13 protein-coding genes are annotated in these 12,913 nt (G+C 72.3%); 4 read left to right on the top strand and 9 right to left on the bottom strand.

Annotated features, from left to right (window positions below):
* Positions 1 to 93 precede the first annotated feature (93 nt).
* The 3 genes from ABZ855_RS12240 (at position 94) to ABZ855_RS12230 (ending at position 2,911) form a co-directional block, all read left to right on the top strand.
* Positions 94 to 1,275 (top strand): acetyl-CoA C-acyltransferase, encoded by a 1,182-nt coding sequence (locus ABZ855_RS12240; protein WP_360805068.1) that lies wholly within the window; start codon positions 94 to 96, stop codon positions 1,273 to 1,275.
* Between the two features lie 71 nt (positions 1,276 to 1,346).
* Positions 1,347 to 2,048 carry an enoyl-CoA hydratase/isomerase family protein gene (locus ABZ855_RS12235; protein ID WP_360805546.1) on the top strand — a complete coding sequence of 234 codons (702 nt, stop codon included), beginning with the start codon at positions 1,347 to 1,349 and terminating at the stop codon, positions 2,046 to 2,048.
* Complete coding sequence (locus ABZ855_RS12230; protein ID WP_360805065.1) at positions 2,045 to 2,911, top strand: 3-hydroxyacyl-CoA dehydrogenase family protein; 867 nt, start codon at positions 2,045 to 2,047, stop codon at positions 2,909 to 2,911. The genes ABZ855_RS12235 and ABZ855_RS12230 overlap by 4 nt, the downstream gene beginning before the upstream one ends.
* A gap of 18 nt (positions 2,912 to 2,929) precedes the next feature.
* Here ABZ855_RS12230 and ABZ855_RS12225 read toward each other — a convergent pair whose 3' ends face one another.
* On the bottom strand, positions 2,930 to 3,634 hold the full coding sequence (locus ABZ855_RS12225; protein ID WP_360805062.1) for a zinc-ribbon domain-containing protein: 705 nt from the start codon (positions 3,632 to 3,634) through the stop codon (positions 2,930 to 2,932).
* Between the two features lie 502 nt (positions 3,635 to 4,136).
* Here ABZ855_RS12225 and ABZ855_RS12220 point away from each other — a divergent pair.
* Positions 4,137 to 4,688: a hypothetical protein gene (locus ABZ855_RS12220; RefSeq protein ID WP_360805059.1), complete on the top strand. Its 552-nt coding sequence runs from the start codon at positions 4,137 to 4,139 to the stop codon at positions 4,686 to 4,688.
* A gap of 203 nt (positions 4,689 to 4,891) precedes the next feature.
* Here the strand turns inward: ABZ855_RS12220 and ABZ855_RS12215 are convergent, their stop codons facing one another.
* From ABZ855_RS12215 to ABZ855_RS12180, 8 genes are all read right to left on the bottom strand, one after another.
* Positions 4,892 to 5,455 (bottom strand): phage tail protein, encoded by a 564-nt coding sequence (locus ABZ855_RS12215; protein WP_360805056.1) that lies wholly within the window; start codon positions 5,453 to 5,455, stop codon positions 4,892 to 4,894.
* Positions 5,452 to 7,422, bottom strand: a complete 1,971-nt coding sequence (locus ABZ855_RS12210) for a putative baseplate assembly protein (protein WP_360805053.1) — start codon at positions 7,420 to 7,422, stop codon at positions 5,452 to 5,454. Before ABZ855_RS12210 ends, ABZ855_RS12215 begins: the two co-directional genes overlap by 4 nt.
* Entirely contained in the window at positions 7,422 to 7,844 is a 423-nt protein-coding gene (locus ABZ855_RS12205) for a GPW/gp25 family protein (protein WP_319203561.1), read from the bottom strand. The genes ABZ855_RS12210 and ABZ855_RS12205 overlap by 1 nt, the downstream gene beginning before the upstream one ends.
* 46 nt (positions 7,845 to 7,890) lie before the next feature.
* The gene (locus ABZ855_RS12200; RefSeq protein ID WP_360805050.1) at positions 7,891 to 8,208 is read right to left on the bottom strand and encodes a PAAR domain-containing protein; all 318 of its coding nucleotides are present in this window, start codon (positions 8,206 to 8,208) and stop codon (positions 7,891 to 7,893) included.
* A gap of 66 nt (positions 8,209 to 8,274) precedes the next feature.
* Positions 8,275 to 10,107, bottom strand: a complete 1,833-nt coding sequence (locus tag ABZ855_RS12195) for a VgrG-related protein (RefSeq protein WP_360805047.1) — start codon at positions 10,105 to 10,107, stop codon at positions 8,275 to 8,277.
* Between the two features lie 42 nt (positions 10,108 to 10,149).
* Positions 10,150 to 10,872 (bottom strand): LysM peptidoglycan-binding domain-containing protein, encoded by a 723-nt coding sequence (locus ABZ855_RS12190; protein WP_319203569.1) that lies wholly within the window; start codon positions 10,870 to 10,872, stop codon positions 10,150 to 10,152.
* Positions 10,873 to 10,930: 58 nt separating this feature from the next.
* Positions 10,931 to 11,356 carry a phage tail protein gene (locus ABZ855_RS12185; protein WP_319203572.1) on the bottom strand — a complete coding sequence of 142 codons (426 nt, stop codon included), beginning with the start codon at positions 11,354 to 11,356 and terminating at the stop codon, positions 10,931 to 10,933.
* A gap of 48 nt (positions 11,357 to 11,404) precedes the next feature.
* On the bottom strand, positions 11,405 to 11,620 hold the full coding sequence (locus ABZ855_RS12180) for a hypothetical protein (protein ID WP_360805043.1): 216 nt from the start codon (positions 11,618 to 11,620) through the stop codon (positions 11,405 to 11,407).
* Positions 11,621 to 12,913 lie beyond the last annotated feature (1,293 nt).

Raw genomic sequence — 12,913 nt, 5'->3', positions numbered from 1 at the left:
GGCCCTCCGACCTTCCCGTCTCGCCGCGCTCGTGTCCGGGCGCCCGCCACCCGTCCACCGACCGAACGTCCGGCCCAACCGAGGAGCACACCGATGTCCGATGACGTCTACCTGATCGACGGAGCCCGTACCCCGCAGGGCCGTTACGGCGGCGCGCTGGCCTCCGTGCGTCCCGACGACCTGGCCGCGCTCGTCGTCGGCGAGGCCGTGCGCCGGGCCGGTGTACCGGCCGACGCCGTGGACGAGGTGATCCTCGGTGCCGCCAACCAGGCCGGGGAGGACAACCGTGACGTCGCGCGAATGGCCGTAGTGCTGGCCGGACTTCCGCACACCGTGCCCGGGTACACCGTCAACCGGCTGTGCGCCTCGGGGCTCACGGCCGTCGCGTCGGCGGCGCACTCGATACGTGCGGGCGAGGCCGACGTGGTCGTGGCGGGCGGGGTCGAGTCGATGACCCGTGCGCCGTGGGTGATGGCCAAGCCGGGCACACCCTGGGCGCGGCCCGGCGACGTCCACGACACCTCGCTCGGCTGGCGCTTCACCAACCCGCGGCTGCCCGCGACGACGACCGTGTCGATGGGCGAGACCGCGGAGAACCTCGCCGCCCTGGACGGCATCAGCCGTCTGGACTCGGACGCCTTCGCCCTGCGCAGCCACCGCCGGGCGGTGGCCGCGCGGACGGCGGGCCGCTTCACGGCGGAGATCGTCCCCGTGCCGGTCGCGGGCGGTGAGGTGACCGAGGACGAGGGGCCGCGCCCGACGACCACGTTGGAGCAGCTGAGCGGCCTGCGTACCGTCTTCCGTCAGGGCGGCATCGTCACCGCGGGCAACTCCTCACCGCTGTCCGACGGGGGCGCCGCCCTCGTGGTGGCGAGCGGACGGGCGGTGGTGCGCTACGGACTGACTCCCCGTGCCCGGGTCGTCACCGCCGCCTCGGCCGGGGTCGAGCCCCACCTGATGGGGCTCGGTCCGGTGCCGGCCACCACCACGGCCCTGGAACGTGCGCGCTGGAGCGCCGAGGACCTCGACGCGATCGAGCTCAACGAGGCCTTCGCCGCCCAGGCTCTGGCGGTCGTACGACGACTGGGACTCGACCCCGAGCGCGTCAACGCCGACGGCGGAGGCATCGCCCTCGGTCACCCGCTGGGCTGCTCCGGCGCGCGTATCGTCCTCACCCTGCTGGGCCGATTGGAGCGGGAGGGCGGCCGACGGGGTCTCGCGGCCCTGTGCGTCGGGGTCGGACAGGGCGTGGCGATGCTCGTGGAGCGGGTGTGAGCCCGCGCGGGAACGCGTCGTACGAGACGACGTCGTACGAGACGCTGACGGTCGAGGAGCGTGGCGACCGGATGGTTGTCACCCTGCGCAGACCGGCCGCACGCAACGCCATCAACGGCCGGATGGTCGCCGAACTGCACCGGGTGTGCGAGGAGTTGGAGCGAACCCCGAGGCTTCTGCTGCTCACCGGGCACGGCGGGGTCTTCGCCGGCGGGGCCGACATCGGTGAACTTCGGCGGCGCGGGCGGGACGAGGCGCTGGCGGGGATCAACAGCCGCCTGTTCGAGCGGGTACGCGGGCTGCCGCTGCCCACCGTGGCCGCCGTGCCCGGGTGGGCGCTGGGCGGCGGCGCCGAGCTGGCCTACGCCTGCGACCTCAGGATCGCCGGGACGGACGCGGTCTTCGGCAATCCCGAACCGGGCCTCGGCATCCTCGCCGCCGCCGGTGCGTGCTGGCGGCTGCGCGAGCTGGTGGGTGAGTCGGTGGCCAAGCAGGTCCTGCTCGCCGGACGCGTCCTCGACGCCCCCGCCGCACTCGCCTGCGGGCTGGTCATGGACGTCGTACCGGCGGACCGGCTGGTCGAGGAGGCGCACGCGCTGCTCGACCGGATGGCCCGCTCCTCGATGCTCGCGCTGCGGCTCACGAAGCTGGTCACCGACGCCGACGGGGCGCATCCGCTGGCCGACGATCTCGCCCAGGCGGTGCTCTTCGAGAGCCCGGACAAGGAGGAGCGCATGACGCGCTTCCTGGAGAAGAAGGGAGGCCGGGCATGACCTCGGCAGCAGCACCACCCGCCGTGGTGGGAGTCGTCGGCGGGGGTCGCATGGGCGCGGGTATCGCCCAGTCCTTCGTCGCCGCCGGGTCGCGGGTGGTCGTGGTGGAGCGCGACGGAGCCACGGCTGCAGCGGCAATGGACCGGATCACCAAGGGACTTCGGCAGGCGACCGAGCGCGGGACACTCGCCGGGCGGACTGATTTCACGGTGCCGGACCTGGTGACCGTCGTCTCCTCGGTCACCCAACTGCCCCGCCACACGGACCTGGTCGTCGAGGCCGTCTTCGAAGACGCGTCTCTCAAGGGCGAGTTGCTCGCCGCCGCCGAGGATGTCGTGCACGACGGATGTGTGCTGGCCAGCAACACGAGCGCTCTGTCCGTCACCGAACTCGCGGCGGCGCTGAGGCGTCCCGGGCGGTTTCTCGGGATGCACTTCTTCAATCCCGTGCCCGTGTCCACCCTCGTCGAGCTGGTCCTGGCGCCCGACACCGATGCGGCGACGCTGGCCGCCGCGGTCCGCTGGACACACGCCCTCGGCAAACAGGACGTCGTCGTCAAGGACTCGCCCGGGTTCGCCAGCAGCCGCCTCGGCCTCGCCCTCGGTCTCGAGGCGATCCGCATGGTCGAGGAAGGCGTCGCCGACCCGGAGGCCATCGACACGGCCATGCGCCTCGGCTACCGGCACCCCATGGGCCCGCTGCGCCTCACCGACGTCGTGGGACTCGACGTACGACTCGCCATCGCCGAGCACCTGCACGCCACGCTCGGCGAGCGGTTCGCGCCGCCGCGACTGCTGCGGGAGAAGGTCGCTCGCGGCGAGCTGGGCCGCAAGACCGGTCAGGGGTTCTATCGGTGGCAGTGAGCGAGAGCCCCGCGGCCCTCAGGATCGTTTGAAGAACTCCACCTCCGCCACGGCCAGTTGACGGCCCTGGGTGAGGCCCATCGGGGATTTGAGGGTGAGGCGGACTGTTTTCACGTCGCTGATGGCTGTGACGAAGGTCTGCGGGCCCGGTTTGTCGTTGAGGCTCAGCTTCTTGGTCTGCTTCTCACCGGAGTCGGTTGTCGTCTCGAGATCCACTTCCAGGGCTCTGGCCTGAGCGGCGTACTCCTTCGGGGTGGCGCCCGCGCCGTTGGTGATGATGACGTCCACCAGACGGAAGGGGGCGCGGAAGGTGTAGGTGATCGAGGCGCCGGGGGACGTCGCCCCCCAGTAGCTGTTGCTCACGCCGTCCGACGTGTTCGCCGCCGGATGGTCGCGGGTTTCCGTGCTCGCCTTGATGTCCACCGGGGTGATGGGGGTGGCCTTGCCCAGTTTGTCCCTGGTGTCCTCGAAGAGGGCGCGGCCTGCGGGGAGGAAGAAGAACGCCGCGACGCACAGGGCGAGCACGACGGCCAGGATCACCAGGAGGCGCGTTCCCCGGCCTGAGCTGGCTCGTACGCGGCGGGGGCGGAAGGGCCATACCGTCCGCCACCAGGGGAGGGCGGCGGGGCGGGCGGTCGCCGTCAACTCGGCCGCGCAGCGGCGGCAGAAGCGGCGACCCGGGGGGTTGGGGGTGCCGCAGTTGGGACAGGGAGGGCCGGTCACCTCGTCCTGGGCCGGTACGGGGCGGAGCGTGGGGCGCGGGGCGGCTGCCTTTGCGGGGAGTACGGGCTGGATCGGGGCGGGGGGATCGGGTTCGGGGATGGGTGTGGGGGTGGCTGTGAAGGTGGGGGTTCGCGGACCTGGGGCGTTGAGGGTGGGGCGCACGGGGGGTGGTGCCTGTGGGGGTTGTGCGGTGGGGGCAGGAGGTGCGGGAGTGGTGGGGGGTGTCGGTTCGGCGGGGGTGGGTGTCGTACTCCGCTCCGTGGACCCGCCTCGGGTACGGCTCGTCAGGCGGGCACGCAATGACGAGGTGCGGGGCGGAGTGGTGGATGTGGAGGTGGGGTCCTCTGCGGCCGGCGCCGGCGCCGGCGGCGGTGAGGCTGGTGCAGGGGACGGTGGTGTCGCGGGCGCCGGGGGTGTGGTCCGGGTCGGCGTCTGCGGGGTCGCTTCCGGGGACGGCTCGTCCGGATTTGGCGCGCGCGACTCCGTCGTATTCGGAGCGGGGATGCGTGAAGCGGTGCCCGAAGCGGGGGTTCTCGAAGCGGGGGCGCTGGACGCCGGAGAACTGAAGGCCGGGGAGGTGGAGGCCGGGGAACTGGGGGCCGGGGAACTGGGGGCCGGGGAACTGGAGGGAAGTGCACTGGACGCCGGGCCACTGGACGCTGAGGTACTCGAAGGCGAGCCACTCGAACCTGGGCCACCCGAACGCGGCGCACTCGCAGCGGGGGTGTCCGAATCCGACGTGCTCGGCCCCGAAGTCCCTGAAGTCTCCGCCCCCGAACCCGAAGAACGCGAGGTCGACGTATCCGAGCCCGCCGCTCCCGAACCCGGGGTCCCCGAACTCGACGTGTCCGAACCCGCCGTACCCGAACCCGGGGCCCCCGAACCCGACGCATCCGAACCCGCCGTACCCGAACCCGGGGTCCCCGAACTCGACGTGTCCGAACCCGCCGTACCCGAACCGGAAGAACCCGACCCCGACGCATCCGAGTCCGGAGAACCCGAACCCCGAGACCCCGAGCCCGGCGCATCCGAACCCGCCGAACCCGAACCTTGAGACCCGGAACCGGAAGAACCCGACCCCGACGCATCCGAACCCGGAGAACCCGAGCCCTGAGGCCCCGAACCCAACGCATCCGGGGTCGGCGACGCCGACCCCGGTCCCGTACTCTCCGACCACCCCAAATACGCCCCGCAGTTGCCGCAGAAGTCATCCGTGGCCCCGTTGGACGTCCCGCACACGGGACACGCGCGCACGGGTCACCTCCCTTCGTCGGTGGGCGGGCCGGGGAGGATTTCCACCCGGCAGTTGGTGTGGACCGGACACATGGCCCGGACGATCGCGTGGACCCTGGCGGGGTCGACGTTCGCGTTCCCGTCCTGCCGGACGCGGACCAGGGGACCGTCCGCCGAGGCGGGCGGGAGGTCGGCGCCGGGGGACGAGGACCAGGCCGCGCCACCGTCGCCGGTGACCTCCGCGTGGACGCCGAGGGTGAGGCGCAGGGCCTCGACCAGGCCACGTGCCGTACCGCGCCACCGGTGCAGTTCGACCGCGCGGGCGACCGCCTCCCGGCGCAGGGCGAGCGGCCAGCGGGGATCGTCCTCGGCGCCCACCCAGGACGCCAGCCAGACCACGAAGTCGCTGGGGGCGATCCGTGGGTCGAAGTAGGCGGGAAGGTTGTCGAGGGTCGCGAAGACGGGGGCGAGGACGGTGTCGAGGCCCGAGGTGAAGCGTTGTGCGAAGTCGTCGTCGGCGTAGAGGGCGGGCAGTTGCCCGCCGATCGGGTACCGGCTCGGCAGGCCGGGGACGGCGGCACGGGTCATCCGCCGGCCCCCGGCTCCGACGCCGTCACGACCACCTGGTGCTGGTACGAGAACACCAGCGCCCCCGGCCCCACGTCGATCCGGTCCGTCGGGGTCCCACGGCGTCCCGTGATCGGGTCGGCCGCGAACAGCCGCACGTCCTCCACCAGCACATTGCCCGTCGCCTGTTGCAGGACGCCGAAGATCTCGCCGTACTGGACGGGCCGGCCGAACGGCCAGCCGGTGCCGTCGGGGCCGCCGGTCAGCGGGTTGAGGTACCGGAACAGGGCGTCGAGGGCCGACTCACGGACCCGGTCGGTGTCCGACGCGGGCGCCGCGAACCGGGCCACCACCGTCACCCCCTGGTACACCGGCGGCTCCACCACCAACCGGGTGCCGATCAGGCGTCGTTCGTCGAGTGTGGTCGTGATCGCCGTCAACACCTGTTCGGACGGGATGAGTTGCTCGAAGCGGAGCCGGTCGTCCCCCTCGTCGGCGACGGCGTCGGGCACGACCAGTACCCGTACCGCACCCGCTTCCCCGCCCACCGGCAGGCAGCGCACGCGGCGTACCGAGGGTGCCGCCTGGCGGGCCAGGATCTCGTAGTCCTCGGCGGTCACCGCGCGTTCCTGCATGCGCAGCACTTCGGGCGCCCGGAGTTTCGCGTTGTCGATGGTCTCCCCCGCCACCCCTCCGCGTGCCGCCTCGCGGTTGATGACGCGTGCGACGTACGGAACGGAGCTGCGCAGTACGGAGATCGCGCCCCGGGCGACGTTCCCCGCCGGGCCACCGCCCGTGCGGTAGCGCGCCACCCGGATCTGCGCGCCCTTGGGCGGTACCGCGCCGCACTGGCGCAGGGTCCCGTCCGGTTCGCGGAGCGCGGGGGGAAACGTGAACTCGCCGGTGGTGGCGTCGACGCGGACGTGCCGGTCGTCGGGGCCGGAGCGGCCGAAGTGGTCGACCACGTCCCAGCGTTGCCAGCCGTCGGCCGAGGACACCTCCACGTCGGGCGGGTCGCCGTCGAGAAGTACGGGCGGTCGAGGGAGCCGGAACGACTGTCCCGCGACCCCCTCCGAGGTGCCGAGCGGCACATCGAGAACCGTCTCCGCGTGCTCGACCGTCATTGTGCCGCCGACGGTGAACACCTGTGCCTCGCGGACGGTCGGCGACTCGGAGTAGAACGGCTGCCCGGGCTCGGGCTCCGTGACCCGGCACCGCAGCCAGCCCGCCCGTGTCCCGCCGATGACCGAGGCCGTGTGGCCTGCGGGGACGTGGAGGACCACCTCACCGGGGCGGTTGAGGCCGCCCGTGGTGTCGGAACCGGTCTCGCACTCCTGCCAGCGCGCCCCGTCCCAGGCCTCCCAGACCAGCGGAGGCTGGCGCGGGTCCACGCCGATGCCCTCGACACGGCTGTCCAGGTTGACGGCGACGATGCAGCGAGGGACGGCGGTCGGGAGGCCGAACAGCAGGGCGTCGCCCGGTTCCGGGGTCTGCTGGAAGGCGGGTACGTCGCCGCCCTCGTCGAGGGTGCGGGTCCGGTCGGTCTGCTCACCGGTCCGGGGAGCCGTGACCAGACGGATCAACTCGCTGGGGACGATGGGGAGTTCGTGGGCAGTCGTGAAGACCACGGCATCGTCGTCGGTGAAGGTCTCGCCGAGTGCCGTGGTCACCTCGGTGCCCGGGGGCAGGGTGACCGTGTCGGGCTGCGGGGCCGAGAGCCAGAAGTCGACCTCGGCGGCAGCGGCCGTCGGCGGGAAGAGCCGGATGTCCAACAGGTCCAGGAAAGCTGTGTAGTTCTTGTCCGGGACCCGGTTCAGCCGGTACAGCAACTGGTCCACGAGATACGCGAACGTCTCGATCAGGGTGACGCCCGGGTCGGAGACGTTGTGGTCGGTCCACTCGGGCGCGCGCTGCTGGACGTACCGCTTCGCCTCGTCGACGAGTTGCTGGAAACGCCGGTCGTCCAGGTTCGGGGAGGGCAGGGCCATCAGTCGGCGACCATTTCCTCGGCCCCCTCCTCGGAGGGGATCGTGTAGAAGGGAAAGACCAGGTTGCGCCGGTCGTTGGTGGAACGCACCGTGTAGTGCACGTCGATGTAGAGGGTCCCGGCCTCGACGGCGTCGTAGGCCACCACCACGTCCTCGACGGCGATGCGCGGTTCCCAGCGTTCCAGGGCCTCGCGGACCTGCTGGGCTATGCGGCCGGCGGTGGCGCCGTCGCCGGGAGCGAAGACGTATTCGTGGATGCCGCAGCCGAACTCGGGGCGCATGGGGCGTTCACCGGGCGCGGTGCCGAGGACCAGCCGGATCGCCTCCTCCAGCTCCCGGTCCTTCTCGACCATGGCGATGCCGCCGGTCGGGCCGACGCGCAGGGGGAAGGCCCAACCCCGGCCTATGAAGCGCTCGTTCACGACCCGTCTCCGTTCCGCACGTCCCGGCGAACAGCACGATCGGGCATCACACGCCTCCGATCAGGACATTGGGTGCGCCACTGACGATCATCGCCCCGCACGCCGTCTGGTCCCTGGCCCGCGCCGCCGGAAGTCCGCCGATGAGCACGACGCCCGAAGTGAGCCCCGCCGGGTTCGGCATGACCACGTTCGCGGGGCCCAACGCCAGATGCGGCGGCATCGCGCAGGTGTGCACGCTCCCGATGACAGCGGCCGGCCGGCCGCCGATGAGTACGGTCGCCACGGCCCTCGCGGCAGCGGGCGGCGGTGTCGCGATCACTCCGCCGTGGTTGGTGGGGTCACCGGTGCGGGCTGCGGCAGGCATGTCACTCTCCTTGGGTACACACGCGACGTGCGCGCGGATTACGCGTGAAGTACTCGCTGTACAGGGTCAGTTGATCCGGATCAGCTTGGCCTTGAGGACGCCGAGCAGCCCGCCGTCGACGGTGACGTTCGCCTTGCCCTTCACATTCACGTTCTGTCCGTCCACGCCCACGTTCCGCCCGCCGATCTTCACGTCGACCCGCCCCTGGATGTCCACGTTGCGCCCGGACACGCTCACGTCCCCGCGCCCCGCGTCGAGGGTGATGCCCTTCGTGTCGAGGACGACGGACGTCAACTGCCGTTTCCCGCGCGCGTAGACGGTCAGCTCGATCCGGTCGCGGCGGTCGTCGAGGAAGACCTCGAGCCGCTCGTCGGCGGTGCGCAGCCTGAGCCCGGACGGGCCCGGTGCCCGCGCGTCGAGCAGTTCGACCCGATGTCCCGAACGGGACACCACTGAACGCCGGTTGACCTTCCCGGTCGTCCCGTCCACGAGCGGTACGTCGTGCGGGGAGGGCTGGTCCACGCCGTTGTAGAGGCCCCCGATGACGTACGGGCTGTCCAGCAGCCCCTGTTCGAAGCCGACGAGCACTTCGTCGTTGACCTCGGGGCTCACCACCCCGCCGCCGCCCTTGCCGCCCCACTGCACGGTCCGTACCCAGTCGGTGACGTAAGTGTCGTCCAGCCAGGGGAACTTGAGCTTGACGGCGCCTCGCTGGCCGCCCGCCGGATCGCGCACGTCGGTGACGACCCCGATGGCGAGGCCGGGCATGCGCGGGCCGCGCGAGGGCGCGTTGGCGCCGGTGACCAGACCGGTGAGGGAGCGGTCGGGGCTGGCGCTGACCCAGACCGTCGTACGGTAGCCGCCGTGCGGTTCGAGGACGTGCTGGACGGCGGTGGCCGTGTACTTCCCGGAGAACGCCTTGCCCACGTTGCCGAGCGCGACCGGCTTGCCCGCCCGCAGCAGGGGGTTGCCCTCGGCGAGGACCTCCAGCTCGGCGAAACCGGCGCTCACGTGGTCGGCGACGGCGTCGGCAACTGCCTTCGTCTCGGCGGCGGTTCGGTACGGGGTGTCGGTGACCGTCAGCTTCGACTTGCCGAACCTCGCGGCCAACTGCGGTGCCAGGCCCGGCAGTACGGTGTCGCTGACGACCGACGGCTTCGGGGACACCAGGGGTTTCTTGTTGGTGACGTCCCAGCCCCGCACCTCCACCTGGGAGGCGCCGTCGGCGGCCGACAGCGCGGCGCGCAGAGAGAGCAGGTTGCGGCCGTACTCCAGGACCATCGGGTCACGGACGGCCGACGTGGTCGGGGCCGGTGCGCCGGACGCCTTCTTCGGCTTGGTGAACTGGAGCAACCCCTTGTCGTCCACGCGGACTTGGGCGCCGCTCTCACCGGCCAGGAACTGGAGGAAGTCCCAGTCGGAGACGTTCGCCTGGGAGAGCTGCTTGTAGGTGATCGGCGCGGCGTCGACCGTGCCGCAGGGCAGCCCGGCACCGGCGGCGACCTTGCGGACGATCGCCGACGCCGTCATGTTCCGGTACGCCACGACCTTGCGGCCCCGCTGGAGGCGGTGCGCCTTGGAATAGGCGCGGACGACCGTGAAGGAGCCGGTACGGTCCCGGTCGATCTCCAGGGCCGTCACCTCGCCGTTGAACAGCCGCTCACGGGCCTGCCCGGAGACGGTCACGACCGACACCCGCAGGGGGGTGCCGATGGTGATGCCGGTCGCCGCGAGGAACTCGTGGTCGGGGTCGCGGAAGGTGATGACGGCCGCGTCCGGCAGACCCACGTTCTCGTCGACCACGCAACTCACCACCTGCGCGGCCCAGATGGGCGGCAGTTCGCCTGGCGTCTCGATGACGGGGTCGGCGGCGAAGGCCCGCCCACTGCGCTCAGCCACGACGCCCCCCGGAGCCCGAAGAAGACCCTTCCCCTGTCGCCCTCACCACTGTTCCTCCTCCGCCCCCGAGTCCCGCAGCCCCGGCACCACCAGTTCGGTGCCGGGTACGAGGGCCATCGGGTCGTCGATCCCGTTCGCCTCCGCGATGGCCCGCCAGGCCGTCGCGTCGCCGTACTCCCGCCAGGCCAGCATGGCGAGGCTGTCGCCCGCGACCACGGTGTGCGTGCTGCGGGCGGTACGCGCCCCGGACGTCGGGTTCTGGCCCGCCGGGTCGACGGTCGCCTCCTCGATCGTGAGCGAGCAGGTGGCCCGCAGGGGCCTGCCGTCCACGTCGAACAGCGTGTACGACACCGACAGGCTCGACAGCACCCCGTCGAACGACGTCGTCCGTGCCGTTCCCCACTCGAACCGCACCCACGGGCTCGCGGGCTTCTTCCGGCCCAGGCTGGTCGGGGTGGGCACGCAGGCCTTCATCAGCTTCTCCACCGCCTGCTCCACGGAGTTGTCGTGGGTGGCGGTGGCGTCCAGGAACACCTCGAGGCTGAGTGTGCGCGGGCCGCTGCCGACGAACTCGGGCAGCGCGGACTGGCCGGCCATCCTGGACGGGGTGCGCCGCCACTCGGTGGACTTGCTCAGTTGCAGGGTCGAGGGGTTGAACTGGAGGTCGAGGCGCGCGATCGTCCCACCGGGCTTCGCGCCGACGGACGGCGGCGGTTCTTTCAGCGTCAACTGGGCCCTGACGCGGCTGGAGCGGGCCGGTGACATGCCGGGACCTCCTTTCCTTGCGTTCGGTCGTTTGTGGGTCTGTGCTGCGACTGTCGGTTCAGGAGGGGCGCAGCCCCTGGTGGGCGATCTCCAGCGTCTCCACCGCCGCCGACGAATCCGCCGGGTCGAACGACGGGCCCTGCCAGCGCACCGGCACGATCCCGAAGACCTGCCAGCTGATGATCTGGCTCAGGTCGGGCCGCAGCGCCACGATCTCGCCGTCCTTCGGCTCCACCCGCCGCAGCGTCTCGTCCAGCCAGCGGGCGATCTTCGCCGTGTCGGCGGTGACCGGCCGGGTCAGCGTGATGTTCGACCAGGTCACCCGGCCCGGCAACTGCCAGGTGAAGTCGTTGTTGCCGCCCTCGGCGTACGTCTCCATCTCGACCTCGGCGCCCATCCCCGAGCAGGTGTGGAACGCGCCCAGGTCGTTGCCGCCGATCGCGAGCCGGAAGTACACGCTCGTCGCGAAAATGCTGTCGGTCATCGGTCTGTCATCCGTCCGTCTTTCCCGTCATCCGTTCTGTCCCGTGGCTCAGCGGCGGCCGTCGTAGGGGCGACCCGTACGGTCCCGGCCGCGCCGCAGCTCGGTCCGCAGCAGCCGGGACACCGGGTCGAGCAGCCGCCGCGCCAGATCGTCCAGATCCGGGTCCGGCGGAGTGCCGTCCTTGCCGCTCTCGGACGCCGTGGCCGCCTTCACCTCCGGCTTCCGCTGTACGTCGGCCCCGGACGGCGTGGCCCGTGGCGTCACGGTGTCACGCTGAACCGGCGTCCTGCCGGTCACGGGCCGCGCCACCACGGGTACGGCCGGCACGGGCGCCGGGGCGACCGGCGCCTGCTCCACCTGCGGCACGGCCGCGGGCAGGGGCCGCGCGGGAACGATTCTCGGGGGTGTCTCCTGGCGGGGAGGAGCGGGCTGGACCAGCAGGACGCGCTGAACTGGACTGGGGGCGGCGGGAGTTGGCGCGCCGGGGTGTGGGTGCGTGGCTCGTTGGACGTACGACGCCGAGGGGCCCGGTTCCGGTCGTGCGGGCGGTGGCGTCGGTGTGCCCTGCGAGCGAGACCCCTGATCGGCGGGCCAGCGTGCCGCCACCACCGGTCGGCGGCTCGACGCCGGGGCAGCGGACGGTGCCATTCCCTGCGCGGTAAGGGTGCTGAGGGTCAGGGGGCGGGCGGGGAGCAGGGGGAGAGCGCGGGGTGAGCGGGTCGGGGCATCATCGGCGATGGCCCGGTTGACGGCCCGGCCGCCGGCCGACGGGCCTACGGGGCCCGTGGATTGACGTCGACCGGAGCCGACACCGGGACTGGCGTCCACCGCCCGGGCAACGACCACCGGGGTCGGTGCGCCCGGCGCCTGGGGTCGTCGACGTACGGTGGCAGGCTGGCCCGGAGAAGGCCGCGAGCCGGGCTCCGTGACGCCCCGGGTACGGGCCTCCTGCGAACCGGAACCCTCAGCCGCCGCCCGGGCCACGACCAGCGGCCCAGGCGTCCCCACTCCACCGGAATCGGCACCACCCGCAGCCGGGACGACAACCGGCCCCTGAGACGGTGACGGCTCGGGCCCCGGCCCGCCCCCAGCGACATCCCGAGGACCCGTCGACCCGCCCGGAGACGACTGCGCACCGCTTGCGACGGTTTCACCAGCGGTGCGAGCAGCACCAGTTGAGGCCTGAGACCGCCTCGAACCGCCACCGGAATCACCCCCCGCGCCCTCGGCCAAGGACCGGGCCACGACCACCGGTCCCGGCGCCCCCGGCCCACCGGAAACCGCACCACCCGCAGCCGGAACGACAACCGGCCCCGTGGACGGCGACCGCTCGGCTCCGGACCCGACCCCATCGACATCCCGGGCCCCGGCCGATCCCGGAGGCACCTGCCGCCCAGAACCAGCGCTCTCACCATCAGACTTCACGTCACCCGTGGCACCCCGAGCCGGCCGCGAACCGTGCGCCGACTCGCCTCCTGGTCCCTCAGTCAAGGCCCGAGCGACAACCACCGGCTCCGGGCTCCCCTGCGGAGCGGAGTCGGCCCCCGCCGGAGTAAC

Origin of the sequence: Streptomyces sp. NPDC047042 (genome assembly GCF_040644035.1) — a bacterium.
In the GTDB taxonomy this organism is placed as follows: Bacteria; Actinomycetota; Actinomycetes; order Streptomycetales; family Streptomycetaceae; genus Streptomyces.
The sequence above is the reverse complement of the archived record's forward strand: the minus strand, read 5'-3'. Positions and strand labels throughout refer to the sequence as shown.